The following is a 12,934-nucleotide window of genomic DNA, read 5'->3' as shown; positions in this document are numbered from 1 at the left end:
CTTCTCGGGGCGACGATTCAGGTCGTAGCCGCCCAGGTAATGCCACTCAACATCAAAATGAACAGGGCGCAGTCGAACAGCGCCTCGTGCCAGACCCAGCGACGCAACGGCGTTTTCTGGATCAGCACCCGCAGCGCGGCGGTGGCCGCCAGCGCCAGCAGGGCATAGACGAACAGCGGGCTGAGGTAGACGCCGCCCCAGGCCGATTCATGCAGACTCATGGCTTTCCTCCTGATGGCACCACTGCTGCCAGGTGAACAGCAGTTGCGCCAGGGCCGCGCGCGCCAGGCGGCTGGCTTCGTCGTCGTGGCGAGCGTCACGCTCCAGGGCTTCGCGCAACGGCAGGCTGATCCGCTCCAGGCGGTCACTGCGCGGACCCGCGGGACCGGCCTCAAGCAGTTCGCCCAGTTCCCCGAGGAAGCGGTCGCGCGCCTTGCGCAGGACGCCACGGGCGCCCTCCAGGCAGGCCCGCAGGTGGATCAGTTCGTTACCCAGGTCGAGCGCCAGGAGGCCATCGTCCCAACGCCGCCGCTCCTGCTCCGGCAACAGGTTGGCGTGCCGCGCCAGGCGCAACAGGCGGTCGGCCATGCGCCCGCCGAACCAGTTCTCCGCCTGCGCCAGCGGGCGCCGGGTGAGGCGGCCGAGATCGACGCAGGTGGCGTCCAGCAGGCGTCGGGTCAGCCAGCCCGGACGCAAGGTCAGCAAGCGGAAGATCACCACCGCGAAGCCGACTCCGATCAGCACGCCCTGGGCGGAATTCAGCAGGGTCGCGAGGTTGTAGTCCATCTGGTTGCGCGGCGCGACCAGGACGATGAAGTGGATCGCGAACGAGGTGGCGGTGCCGGCGGTAACCGGTACGGCCATGCCCAGGGTGGCGAAGAACAGCGGCACGCCCATCGCCAGGCAGAGCAGCGGGAAGCCATTCCACTGCGGCAGCAGCCATTGGCTGACCAGCATCGCCGCCGGGATCGCGTAGACGATGCCGCGCAGGAAGCTCAGGCCGATGGCCACCGCGTTGTCGCGGTTGGCGAACAGGCTGCACACCACCGCCGCCAGCAGCATCGCGCCGGACGCCGCCGGCCACGCGGTATAGATCCAGTAGACCGACAGCCCGAGCAACGCCAGGGCGCTACGCGCGCCGTAGAACAGCGCCATCTGCAGGTCGCGGTGCCAGGACAGGGTGCCGGCGCTGCCCACCCGCCCCTCGACCTCGCCGCTGGCCACCGCGCGCATGCCCTTCTCGGCATTCACCGCCTTGAGCAGCAGCACCGAGCAGCGGGTCAGCAGGTAACGCTGGTCGTTGCTCCACTGCGGCTCGACCGCGACCTGCGCCAACTCCTCGCGCAGCGCCTGCATCGACGCCGGATCAGTTCCTTCCAGGGCGCTGGCCAGCGCGGCCAGCCAGCGCTCCACCCGGCGCTCTTCCTCTTCGCTCAGCCGCGCCCGTTGCCGGGCCACGCCGCGCGCGGTGCGCAACAGGCTGAGCAGGTCGCGCGAGAGCAACGCCAGGGCGCCGGCCCGGCGCCGCCCGCGCTCGCCTTCGAACCAGGCATGGTCGCGCTGCGCATCGACCTCGACGATCTTGCTCAGCGCGTTGAGCAGCCCCTGCGGCTGCCGCTGGCGCGGGTCGATCTCGCCGCGCGCGGCCTGCATGCCCAGCAGCCAGGTGGCGTGGGCCTGCTTGTCGAGGTTCTGCTCGACCCGCTGCGGCCAGAGGATCGCACTGACCGCCGAGGCGCAGATGATCCCCAGGCAGATCTCGGTACAACGCGCCACCGCCTGCTCGAAGACCAGCAGCGGCTGGTCCACCGCCGGCAGGCCAATGATCGCCACCGTATAGCCGGAAAGTACGAAGGCATAGGAAACGTGGTTGCGCAGGGAGGTCGAGGCCGCCGTGCAGAGCCCCAGCCAGAGCGAGATGGCCAGCAGGAACAACCAGGGCGCCTGGGCGAACAGCGCGATCATCAGCACCGACATCGCGGTGCCGACCAGGGTGCCGAGCAGGCGGAACAAGCCCTTCGCCACCACCATGCCGGACAACGGCTGGGACACGATCAGCACGGTCATCAGCGCCCATTGCGGCTGCTCCAGGTCGAAGCGAAAGGCGCACCACAACGCCAGGCCGCCGGCCAGGAGCGTCTTGATGGCGAACTTGAGCGCCAGCGTCGAGGGTGCCAGGAACGGCTTCCAGTGAATGGGCACAGGGTCTTCCGAAACGGGGTCTACATCAGCATAGATAGCCGGCGAACGCCGAGGCGATATGTGCAGCCTATATTATTAGGCTGCTAACAATATCGTCCAGCGACATTCGTAGTATCCCGATCGCTGCGCCGGTGTTTTTCCAGGCGCAAAAAAAACGGGCGACCGAAGTCGCCCTAAGTGCCTTGCGTGCTCTGTGTATCCGGGAGGATCAGCCTTTGCGGCTATGGGAATCCTTCCAGATGAAGTAACCGACCCCACCGAAGAAAGCGACCATGAGGCCTACTGTAAGAATCCCTGCGAGAACCACTTCGTCGATGAACATGTTGATGGCCTCCAGTTGCCGGTTGGGTGTTGCTCGATGGGCTCAGATTAGCGAGGCGCGGCGGCGCAATATTGACCTGGATCAATCGCCCGGACGGGCTTTTTCGGCCAGGTGCATGACACTGACCCAGGTCAAGTTTCGCAGGAGGGAGAATGCGGTCGGACGCCGCAGATAACCGGGAAAAACCTGCCCGATCGCCGCACGTTGCCCGCAGGAATGCGCCGCCGGCGAACGCGGCGGCGGAGGCTTCAGCGCTTCTTCGGCTTGCCTTTCGGCTTCTTCCGCGGCTTGCCCAGCGGCAACACCTGTTCGAAGGCCTTGCGGACCTCCTGCAGGCGCTTCTCGTGCACGTCGTGGATGCGCTTGTCGCGCTCGGCGCTGAGGTCGATCACCTTGTCGTCGTCGTTCATGGCTGGGGGTACACCAGGCGGAAGGTCAGGTTCAAACGGGGCATGCAGGAGCGGCGGGTCTTCGCCACCTGATGTTGCCAATGATGCTGGGTTGCGCCGCGCATGACCAGCAGGCTGCCATGGGTCAGTTCCAGAGAGTGGGCGATGCGGGTCTGGCCCTTGCGCCGCAGGTCGAAGCGGCGGCTGCCGCCGAGACTGAGCGAGGCGACCAGCGGATCGCGGCGCAGCTCTGGCTCGTCGTCGCTGTGCCAGCCCATGGAGTCCTGGCCGTCGCGGTAGTAGTTCAGCAGCACGCCGTTGACCCGCTGGCCGACCTCGCGCTCCACGCGCTCGCGGATCTCGCCGAGCAACGCGGTCCATGGCAGCGGCCGGTGGACCTGGCCGGAATAACGGTAGGCGGCGTCAGGGTCGCCGTACCAGGCCACCAGGCGCGGGGTCGGATGCTCCTCGCCATGGATGCGCAGGATCGGCTGTTCCCAGGGCGTTTCCTGTTCCAGGCGCAACAGCCAGGCGCTCGCCAGCGGCGCATCCAGCCAATGCGGGAGATAGCGCAGGTCGGCGTCCGGCAGGGTCAGGGGTGCGTCGGCGAACAGGTCCATGGGCCGCAGGTTACTACGCCGCAAGGCCGCTGCTGAAGCCTGGAAAACCAGGGTTACACTTCGATGTCGATCAATTGTCCCTTGCGCGGCAGCTCGTCCGCCTGGGCGCTCTCCCCCGCCTCGTCAGCCGGCGCCTCGTCCCCCTCGTCGCTCCGCGCGTGCGCCTCGCCGCCCTGGCGGCGCTGGCGACGGCGGTATTCCTCTTCCAGCCAGCTTTCCTCGTCGCGCTCCTGGCGCAAGGCGACGCCATCGCTGCCCGCGCCAGCCTGGGTCGGCGCGACCGGCGGCGTGGCCGGACGGGGCTTGGGCGGGTCCTGCTGGACGGTGACCGGGATCAGGCCCTGGGGGATCGGCGGAAGCATGCAGGCAACCTCTCTGGGTAGTGCCGCGTCATGGGTTCTCGCAGCGTGCCGGTTTGCGGCGTTCTTCTACAAGGGTTATCGGTCGACCCGCCGCTCGACTTGAGAACCAGCCGCCAGGCGGGCGCTCCCGTACCGACGGACGGCTCTCCGACGAAGCCGTGGCGCAACACGCAATCCATCGCCAAGCGTCGCTCAACGCCACGCGTTGCGGTACCATACCCGGCTTTTTTGGGAGGTGGACATGGCGCAGTATCAACCGGGGCAACGCTGGATCAGCGACAGTGAAGCGGAATTGGGCCTGGGGACCATCCTGGCCCAGGATGGCCGCCTGCTCACCGTGCTCTATCCGGCGACCGGCGATACCCGCCAATACGCCTTGCGCAATGCGCCGCTGACCCGCGTGCGCTTCGCCCCCGGCGATGAAGTGACGCACTTCGAAGGCTGGAAGATGACCGTTCGCGAGGTCGAGGAAAGCGAGGGCCTATTGGTGTACCACGGCCTCACCGCGCAGAACGAGCAGCGCACCCTGCCGGAAACCCAGCTCTCCAACTTCATCCAGTTCCGCCTCGCCAGCGACCGTCTGTTCGCCGGACAGATCGATCCCCTGCCCTGGTTCTCCCTGCGCTACCACACTCTCGAACGCCGCAGCCAACTGCTCCAGTCCTCGCTCTGGGGCCTCGGCGGCGCCCGCGCCCAGCCGATCGCCCACCAGTTGCACATCGCCCGCGAAGTCGCCGACCGCATGGCGCCGCGCGTCCTGCTGGCCGACGAAGTGGGCCTGGGCAAGACCATCGAGGCCGGCCTGATCATCCATCGCCAGTTGCTCTCCGGCCGCGCCGGGCGGGTGCTGATCCTGGTCCCGGAAAACCTCCAGCACCAGTGGTTGGTGGAGATGCGCCGGCGCTTCAACCTGCAGGTGGCCCTGTTCGACAAGGAGCGCTTCGCCGAAAGCGATGCCAGCAATCCCTTCGAGGACACCCAGTTGGCCCTGGTCGCCCTGGAGTGGCTGAAGGAAGACGAACGCGCCCAGGACGCCCTGTTCGCCGCCGGCTGGGACCTGCTGGTGGTCGACGAAGCCCACCACCTGGTCTGGCACCAGGACCAGGTCAGCGCCGAATACGCGCTGGTCGAGCAACTGGCGGAGATCATTCCCGGCGTCCTGTTGCTCACCGCGACCCCGGAGCAACTCGGCCAGGACAGCCACTTCGCGCGCCTGCGCCTGCTCGATCCGAATCGTTTCCACGACCTCGAAGCGTTCCGCCGGGAGAGCGAGCAATATCGCCCGGTCGCCGAAGCGGTGCAGGAACTGCTCGACCACGGCAGTCTTTCCGCCGGCGCGCGCAAGGCCATCCACGGCTTCCTCGGCAGCGAGGGCGACGAGCTGCTGGCCAGCGTCGAGGGCGGCGATGAAGACGCTCGCTCGCGCCTGGTCCGCGAGCTGCTCGACCGCCACGGCACCGGTCGCGTGCTGTTCCGCAACACCCGTGCCGCCGTGCAGGGCTTCCCCCAGCGCGAACTGCACGCCTATCCGTTGCCGATGCCGAGCCAGTACGAGGAATTGCCGGCCGGCGAACACCCGGACCTGTATCCGGAAGTGAATTTCCAGCAGCAGTGGGAAGACGGCGACGACAACAACCGCTGGTGGCGCTTCGACCCGCGCGTCGAGTGGCTGATCGATACCCTGAAGATGCTCAAGCAGTTCAAGGTCCTGGTCATCTGTGCCCACGCCGAGACGGCCCTCGACCTGGAAGACGCCCTGCGCCTGCGTTCGGGCATCTCCGCCACGGTGTTCCACGAAGGCATGAGCATTCTCGAGCGCGACCGCGCCGCCGCCTACTTCGCCGACGAAGAGTTCGGCGCCCAGGTGCTGATCTGCTCGGAAATCGGCAGCGAAGGCCGCAACTTCCAGTTCGCCCACCACTTGGTGCTGTTCGACCTGCCGGCCCACCCGGACCTGCTCGAGCAGCGCATCGGCCGCCTCGACCGGATCGGCCAGCGACACACCATCCAGTTGCACGTACCGCACCTGGAGAACAGCGCCCAGCAGCGCCTGTTTCAGTGGTACCACCAGGCGCTGAACGCCTTCCTCAATACCTGCCCCACCGGCAACGCCCTGCAACACGAGTTCGGCCCGCGCCTGCTGCCGCTGCTCGACGGCGGCGAGGACAAGGCCTGGGACGCGCTGCTCGCCGAAGGCCGCGCCCGTCGCGAAGCCCTCGAAGCGGAGCTGCACAGCGGTCGCGACCGCCTGCTCGAGCTGAACTCCGGCGGCGCCGGCGAAGGCGAGGCGCTGGTGGAGGCCATCGAGGAACAGGACGACGACTTCGCCCTGCCGATCTACATGGAGCGCCTGTTCGACGCCTACGGCATCCACAGCGAAGACCATTCGGAAAATGCCCTGATCCTCAAGCCAAGCGAGAAGATGCTCGACGCCGGCTTCCCCCTCGGCGACGACGAAGGCGTGACCATCACCTACGACCGTGCCCAGGCGCTGGCCCGCGAGGACATGCAGTTCCTCACCTGGGAACATCCGATGGTTCAGGGCGGCATGGACCTGGTGCTGTCCGGCTCGATGGGCAACACCTCGGTGGCGCTGATCAAGAACAAGGCGCTAAAGCCCGGCACCGTGCTGCTCGAACTCCTGTTCGTCAGCGAAGCCGTGGCACCGCGCGCCCTCCAGCTCGGCCGCTGGCTGCCGCCGCAGGCCCTGCGCTGCCTGCTCGACGCCAACGGCAACGACCTGGCCGGCCGGGTGTCCCTGGAAACCCTCAACGACCAGCTGGAAAGCGTGCCACGGGTCAGCGCCAACAAGTTCGTCCAGGCCCAGCGCGATGTGCTGGCCAAGCAGTTCGACGTGGCCGAGGGCAAGATCGTCCCGCGCCACGAGGAACGCGTGGCCAGGGCCAAGCAGCAGTTCGCCGCCGCCATGGACGAGGAACTGGCGCGCCTGACCGCGCTCAAGGCGGTCAACCCGAGCGTCCGCGACAGCGAGCTGGACAGCCTGCGCACCCAGCGCGAGGAAGGCCTGGCCCTGCTCGACAAGGCCTCCCTGCGCCTCGAGGCGATCCGCATCCTGGTCGCCGGCTGACGCCCGGCAACGGCTGCGCGAAACGAGAAGCCATGGGCATCCCCCATGGCTTCTTTCATTTCATTTCCAGCGAAGGCCGCAACGGCGAATGGCCGCGCGGCGACCGTTCGCCCCGTTCCCCGGCCCCCGCCGGGCCGCGAGCCAGGCGTCGCAGCGGAATCGCGACGGTCGCCCTGCGACTTATTGACCTCCGGCAAAGGTCCGCCGGCCGCGAGGGTCTACAGTGTCCTTGAAGTTTCAAGAACGCCCGGCGGGCGGACACTCACTCTGGAGGGACACCTTATGTACGATCGCATTCTGGTAGCCGTGGACGGCAGCCCGGTCTCCGACCGCGCCCTGGAAGAGGCCATCAAGCTGGCCGGCCTCAGCGGCGGCAAGCTGCGCGTCATCACCATCGTCGACAGCCCGCTGCGCCACCTTCCCGACTACGCGGTGTACTACAACCCCGAGCCGCTGCGCGAAGCCGCGCTGAAAGCCGCCGATGACGTCCTGGCCAAGGCCCGCGAGAAGGTCGAGGCGAGCAACGTCGAAGGCGCCACCTTCGATCGCGTCTGCCAGGAGCGCGCCAGCGAGGAAATCGCCGAGCGCATCGAGCTCGAGGCCCAGGCCAGCGATGCCGACGTGGTGGTCATGGGCACCCATGGTCGTCGCGGCATGCGCCGCCTGATGCTCGGCAGCGTGGCGGAAGGCCTGATCCGCGTGGCTTCGCGTCCGGTCCTGCTGGTCCGCGACAAATAAGGCGAAAGCCGACGAAAAAGGCCGTGGGGGGAATCCTCCACGGCCTTTTTTCTTTCAGCCCCCGTCGCTCACTGGGCTGCCCTGGGCGCGCGGCAACTGGCGAAGATGTCCAGCGCCGGCTGGTACAGCGAAGTCTGTACGTCCAGCAGGCCGAGCACCGAGTGGAACAGGTTGTCATGGCTCAGGTCCTTGTCGTCGCGCTTGCCGTCCAGGCAACTGCGCTGGATGCCCCAGTTGCCCAGCGCCTGCGGGGCGAACCACATGACCATCGGCACGTGGATCTGCGCCTGGGGCGCGATCGAATAGGGCGCCGCGTGCAGGTAGACGCCATTCTCGCCCAGCGACTCGCCGTGGTCGGACACGTAGATCATCGCCGTATCGCGCTTGTCGGCATTCCGCTTGAGCAATTCGATCACCTTCGTCAGGAAGTGGTCGGTATAGAGGATGGTGTTGTCGTAGACGTTCACCAGCTCTTCCTTGCTGCAACTGCCGAGCTGGTTGGTCCGGCATACCGGCTGGAAGCGCTCCATCTCCTTCGGGTAGCGCTCGTAGTACTCGGGACCGTGGCTGCCATCGGAGTGCAGGACGATGATGGCGTCGTCCTGCAGCCCGTCGATGTACTCCTGCAGGCCTACCAGCAGCGACTCGTCCAGGCAGTTCTTGCCGTCGCAGAACGGACTCGGCTGGGTCTTCGGGATGTCCCGGTTGGGCACCCGCAGGCAGGTGCCCTTGCAGTCGCTGTTGTTCTCCAGCCACAACACCTGCACGCCGGCACGCTGGAGAATGTCCAGCAGGCCTTCGTGGGTCTTGGCCTTCTTGTCGCTGTAGTCCTCGCGCGGGTACTGGGAGAACATGCAGGGCACCGAGACCGCGGTGGAAGTGCCGCAGGAACGGACCTGGGTGAAGTTGACGATGTCCTGCTTGCTCAGCTCCGGGTTGGTCTCGCGGGCGTAGCCGTTCAGCGAGAAATGATCGGCACGGGCGGTCTCGCCGACCACGAACACCAGCAGCGATTTCTTCTGTCGCTGCAGCGCAGCCGGCGCCTGGCGGGCGTCCAGGCCGATCGGCTCGACCACCAGGTGTTCCTTGATCACCAGGCGCTGCTTGGCGTACTTGCCCACCGCGTAGATGTAGTTGGTCGGGTTGATGAAGTGGGTCAGCTTGTCTTCCTCGCGGAAGATCGGGGCGTAGGTGGAATAGAAGCTGCCTACCATTACCGCGACGATCAGCAGGCAGCCGAGCAGCGTCAGGATCTTGTTCAGCAGGCCGCGGAAGAACGGCCGGTAGCGTACCGGCCAGAGCCAGATCAGCAGCGAAGGCAGGACACCGAGCAACAGCAGATAGCCGAGCAGGGTCGGGTTGACCAGGTCGCCGGCCTCGGTGGCGTTGGTCTCGAAGACGTTCTGCACCATCACCGTGTCGATGCTGATGCCGTAGCTGCCCATGAAGTAGGTCGCGCCGGCCGAGCACAGGGCGACCAGGGTCAAGGCCGGCTTGAGCAGCGGGCGGAAGGAAACCAGGGTCAGCAGGAGCGTGAAGGCGGCCCACAGGAACGCCGCGAACGAGGCGAAGAACGCGAAGCCCTTCAAGCCTTGCAGCGGCACCAGGCCATGCAGGGCCTTCCAGGTCGCCGCGTTGTAGAACACCACCAGAACCAGCGCGAACAGCATCACCAGCCGGGTCGAACCGATAGCCGGCAAGAAACGCTTGATACCCCCACCCATTGAAGCAACTCCTGAAACGTAACGGACCGCCGCCACCCCCCGTGGCGGGGCGCCCGAACTCTATCGGGCGCCTGGTCAAAATTTCGTGAAGCCTCGCGAGCCCTCGCGGGCGCAGCGATCATGCCCGTGGCGATGGAGCCGGAACAAGCTCAGCTATGCCTTTTCTCCCCGGGAAAATGCCGAAACCGGCCGTATGTCGGCGGCCAGCGACTTCCTTCCATGCCGACCTTGCAGGTGGCTCCCGCTATCTATACTGGAAGCACAATGCCACCCCCAGCCCGCACCCGCGCCGTCCGCGGGTTTTCCGTGTCCAGGGAGACACCGCTATGGATTGGCAAGGCCTGCGCTTCCTCGGAGAGTCTCCCGTCGACGGCTACGTGCTGCAGAACTGCACCTATTCTCCGTCGCTGGTGGCGCTCGCCTTCCTCGTCGCCTGCCTCGCCGGGTACACGGCGCTGGACATGGTCGAGCGGGTCGGCAACAGCCTGAGCCACCCGCGCCGCTGGCAATGGGTCGGGGCGTTCTGCCTGGGCAGCGGCATCTGGGCCACGCATTTCGTCGCCATGCTCGCGTTCCACGCGCCGATCGCCCTGCGCTACGACCTGCCGATCACCGGCCTGTCGCTGCTGATCGCCGTCGCCGCCTCGTACCTGGCGATGTACATGACCGCCCGCCCGCGCTTCGGCCTGCTGCCCTGCCTGCTCGCCGCCTGCTGCATCGGCCTGGGCATCGCCGCCATGCACTACACCGGGATGGCGGCGATGCGCTCGGTGGCCACCCAGTACTACCAGCCATCGCTGTTCGCCCTTTCGGTACTGATCGCCATCGGCGCCGCCTTCACCGCCCTCGCCGCGGTCCCCTACCTGCGCGGCCGGCGCAGCGCGCGCTACCGCTACATGAAACTGATCGCCAGCCTGCTGCTGGCCGGCGCCATCGCCGCCATGCATTTCACCGGGATGGCCGCGCTGGTGCTCAGCGTACCCGCCGGCACGCCGCTGGAACTGCAAGCCAGCGCCGACTCGCTGCGCCTGGGCTGGCTCACCGGAGTGCTCGCCAGCGCCATCGCCGCCTGCGGCATCTGGGCCGCATGGTCGGAGAAACAACGGGAGCGCCGGCTCAGCGAAAACAGCCGGGTCAACGCCCTGCTCAACCAGCTCGACCACGCCCACGCCTCGCTGCGCCAGATGGCTCGCTACGACAGCCTGACCGGCCTGCAGAACCGCACGGCATTCAACGAAGTGTTCGTCCAGCACCTGGAGAATTGTCGCCTGAGAGGCAAGGGCCTGGCGGTGATGTTCCTCGACCTCGATCACTTCAAGCGGATCAACGATTCCCTCGGCCACGACTCTGGCGACCAACTGCTGAAGATCGTCTCCGAACGCATCCGCAGCGTGTTGCGCGATAGCGACGTGGTGGCGCGCTTCGCCGGCGACGAGTTCTGCGTGCTCGCCGACCTCACCCAGGACCACGAGGCGCACATCCTCTCGCAACGCCTGATGCAGAAGATGAAGGAACCCATCGCTCTGGACGGGCGCACCCTGGTGATGACCGCCAGCGTCGGCGTCAGCCTCTATCCGAACGACGGCGAGCAGTGCGAGGAGCTGCTGAAGAACGCCGGCCTGGCCCTGCACCAGTCCAAGGCCTGCGGGCGCAACAACGCGCAGTTCTTCAGCCGGCAACTGCTGGTGCGGGCGACCCAGGAACTGCAGATGGAGGAGGAACTGCGCCAGGCCCTGCGCGACGACCAACTGGAGCTGCACTACCAGCCGATCCTCGCCCTCGCCGACGGCGAGGTACACCAGTTGGAGGCATTGGTGCGCTGGCGCCATCCGACCCAGGGCCTGCTCGGTCCGGACCGCTTCATCGGCCTGGCCGAAGCCAACGGCATGATCGACCAGCTCGACGACTGGGTGCTGCGACGCGCCTGCCGCGACCTGCGCAGCCTGCACCTGGCCGGCCACGAACGGCTGCGGGTGGCGGTCAACTGCTGCGCCAGCAATCTCGGCCGGGCCAGCCTGGTCGACGAAGTCCGTCATGCGCTGGAGCAGGCCGGGCTGGCGGCGTGCTTCCTCGAACTGGAGGTGACCGAGGACGCGCTGATGTACAACATCGACCAGACCATCCCGCTGCTCGAACGCCTCCGCGAGCTGGGCGTCAGCCTGTCGATCGACGACTTCGGCACCGGCTATTCGTCGCTCGCCTACCTGCGGCGCCTGCCGCTGGACGCGCTGAAGGTGGATCGCTCGTTCATCATGGACATCCCCGCCTCGCAGCGGGACATGGAAATCGCCCAGGCGATCATCGCGATGGCCCAGAAGCTCCATCTGAAAGTCGTCGCCGAGGGCGTGGAGACCCCGCAGCAACTGGCGTTCCTGCGGGAGAACCATTGCGAGCTGGTGCAGGGCTACCTGTTCAGCCGGCCGCTGCCGCTGGCGGCCCTGGAAGAGTTCCTCCGCGCCTACCGCTTCGACGCCGCGCCGCCGCTGCGCAGCCTGAACCAGGCCTGAGGTTCACTCGACGGCGGTCCGGTATTGCTCCACCAGGGTCGCCGGATCGCGTTCGAGATAGCCCTGGCTGCCGTGCAGACGCATCAACTGCGCGGCCAACCCGCTCATCGGGGTGGCCGCGCCTTGCTCGCGGGACAGCTTCACCGCGGTATCGAGATCCTTGAGCAGGGTCCGTACGTGCCACTTGACCGGCTCGTAACGGCTCTCGGCCATTTGCGGGGCGAGGATCTGCAACGGCTTCGAGTCGGCGAAGCCGCCCGCCAGCGCCGGAGCGACCAGGCTGGCGTCGACCCCGGCCCGCTCCGCCAGCGCCACCACTTCGGCGATCACCAGGGCGTTGCAGGCAACGATCATCTGGTTGCAGACCTTGGTCACCTGCCCGGCGCCCACCTCGCCCATGCGCGTCAGGCGCTGGCCAAGCCGGGAGAGGACCGGCCGCAGGCGTTCGATATCCGCTGCGCGTCCGCCGGCCATGATCGCCAGGCTGCCGCTTTCCGCGCCCGGCGTGCCGCCGGAGACCGGCGCGTCGACCCAGCGCACGCCGCAGCGCGCCTCCAGCTCGGCGGCCATCTCGCGGGTGGCGGCCGGCTCGGCGCTGGAGAAGTCCACCAGCAACTGCCCGGGCCTGGCGTTCTCGACGATGCCGCCGGCGCCGAACACCACTTCGCGCACCGCCGCGGTATCGGCCAGGCAAAGCATCAGGATTTCCGCGTCGGCGGCCAGCTCGGCCGGGACCTCGACGGCTTTCGCGCCCTCGGCCGCGAGCAACTCGCGTTTGCCCGGCGAACGGTTCCACACCGCCAGCGGATAGCCGGCGGCCAGCAGCCGGCGGCACATGGGCACGCCCATCAGGCCGAGACCGGCGAAGGCAAGGGAAGGCAGGGAAGCGGACATGGCGAACTCCAATACGCAGCGAATGGGCACGGGGAGCGCCATATTACCCGCGAGGCGCCGGCGAGCAACGCCGCGACGGCTGCCCAAG

General features: G+C 67.3%; 11 protein-coding genes. 3 read left to right on the top strand and 8 right to left on the bottom strand.

The genetic code is table 11. The features are described 5' to 3' along the window. Positions 1-17: 17 nt before the first annotated feature. The 6 genes from FHW81_RS04890 to FHW81_RS04865 form a co-directional block, all read right to left on the bottom strand. Complete coding sequence (locus FHW81_RS04890; RefSeq protein ID WP_003091655.1) at positions 18-221, bottom strand: DUF1656 domain-containing protein; 204 nt, start codon at positions 219-221, stop codon at positions 18-20. Next, positions 208-2,202, bottom strand: a complete 1,995-nt coding sequence (locus FHW81_RS04885; protein ID WP_003107446.1) for an FUSC family protein — start codon at positions 2,200-2,202, stop codon at positions 208-210. The genes FHW81_RS04890 and FHW81_RS04885 overlap by 14 nt, the downstream gene beginning before the upstream one ends. A 208-nt stretch (positions 2,203-2,410) precedes the next feature. Then, positions 2,411-2,524, bottom strand: coding sequence for a cytochrome c oxidase subunit CcoM (gene ccoM, locus FHW81_RS04880; protein ID WP_003091657.1), 114 nt, complete (start codon positions 2,522-2,524; stop codon positions 2,411-2,413). A gap of 248 nt (positions 2,525-2,772) precedes the next feature. Then, a complete protein-coding gene (locus tag FHW81_RS04875; protein WP_003091659.1) occupies positions 2,773-2,934 on the bottom strand; it encodes a hypothetical protein in 162 nt (53 codons plus the stop codon). Next, a complete protein-coding gene (locus tag FHW81_RS04870; RefSeq protein ID WP_003115462.1) occupies positions 2,931-3,533 on the bottom strand; it encodes an alpha-ketoglutarate-dependent dioxygenase AlkB family protein in 603 nt (200 codons plus the stop codon). The genes FHW81_RS04875 and FHW81_RS04870 overlap by 4 nt, the downstream gene beginning before the upstream one ends. A 53-nt stretch (positions 3,534-3,586) precedes the next feature. Next, on the bottom strand, positions 3,587-3,895 hold the full coding sequence (locus tag FHW81_RS04865; RefSeq protein WP_003091664.1) for a hypothetical protein: 309 nt from the start codon (positions 3,893-3,895) through the stop codon (positions 3,587-3,589). 235 nt (positions 3,896-4,130) lie between these two features. On the opposite strand from FHW81_RS04865, the gene rapA reads away from it, so the two are divergent. Both rapA and FHW81_RS04855 read left to right on the top strand, forming a co-directional pair. Further along, positions 4,131-6,983: an RNA polymerase-associated protein RapA gene (gene rapA, locus FHW81_RS04860; RefSeq protein WP_003124326.1), complete on the top strand. Its 2,853-nt coding sequence runs from the start codon at positions 4,131-4,133 to the stop codon at positions 6,981-6,983. Positions 6,984-7,265: 282 nt separating this feature from the next. Then, the gene (locus FHW81_RS04855; protein ID WP_003091672.1) at positions 7,266-7,721 is read left to right on the top strand and encodes a universal stress protein; all 456 of its coding nucleotides are present in this window, start codon (positions 7,266-7,268) and stop codon (positions 7,719-7,721) included. 68 nt (positions 7,722-7,789) lie between these two features. Here FHW81_RS04855 and FHW81_RS04850 read toward each other — a convergent pair whose 3' ends face one another. Further along, positions 7,790-9,445, bottom strand: coding sequence for a phosphoethanolamine transferase (locus FHW81_RS04850; RefSeq protein WP_003091675.1), 1,656 nt, complete (start codon positions 9,443-9,445; stop codon positions 7,790-7,792). 326 nt (positions 9,446-9,771) lie between these two features. Between FHW81_RS04850 and FHW81_RS04845 the strand changes: the two genes are divergently transcribed. Next, positions 9,772-11,952, top strand: coding sequence for a putative bifunctional diguanylate cyclase/phosphodiesterase (locus tag FHW81_RS04845; protein ID WP_023091136.1), 2,181 nt, complete (start codon positions 9,772-9,774; stop codon positions 11,950-11,952). Positions 11,953-11,955: 3 nt separating this feature from the next. Here the strand turns inward: FHW81_RS04845 and FHW81_RS04840 are convergent, their stop codons facing one another. Continuing rightward, positions 11,956-12,846 carry an NAD(P)-dependent oxidoreductase gene (locus tag FHW81_RS04840; RefSeq protein ID WP_003113156.1) on the bottom strand — a complete coding sequence of 297 codons (891 nt, stop codon included), beginning with the start codon at positions 12,844-12,846 and terminating at the stop codon, positions 11,956-11,958. Positions 12,847-12,934 lie beyond the last annotated feature (88 nt).

Origin of the sequence: Pseudomonas sp. RC10-4-2, assembly GCF_050433085.1 — a bacterium.
Classification (GTDB): domain Bacteria; phylum Pseudomonadota; class Gammaproteobacteria; order Pseudomonadales; family Pseudomonadaceae; genus Pseudomonas; species Pseudomonas aeruginosa.
Note: the sequence above shows the minus strand (reverse complement) of the source record. Positions and strands in the feature narration are given on the sequence as shown.